The sequence below is a fragment of the Burkholderia sp. LMU1-1-1.1 genome, from assembly GCF_040675865.1.
GTDB lineage: Bacteria > Pseudomonadota > Gammaproteobacteria > Burkholderiales > Burkholderiaceae_D > Rugamonas.
In genome coordinates, this window is sequence record NZ_JBEGHG010000073.1 from 1 (window position 1) to 255 (window position 255).

General features: G+C 51.0%; 1 rRNA gene. It reads right to left on the reverse strand.

Features of this window, described 5'->3' with window-relative positions:
- Window positions 1–135: 135 nt before the first annotated feature.
- Window positions 136–255 (reverse strand): 16S ribosomal RNA (locus MRBLMU1_RS29580); the annotation flags it as partial.

Here is a 255-nt window from a genome sequence, read left to right on the forward strand (position 1 = left end):
GAACCAACGACCCCCGCGTTATCAACACGGTGCTCTAACCAGCTGAGCTACAGCCCCAAATGCTGTTCTTTATATTGACAGTCGATAAGTGTGAACGCTTGATGAGTGAGTCATTGCTGACTCGTGCGACTCTAGAAAGGAGGTGATCCAGCCGCACCTTCCGATACGGCTACCTTGTTACGACTTCACCCCAGTCACGAATCCTACCGTGGTAAGCGCCCTCCTTACGGTTAAGCTACCTACTTCTGGTAAAAC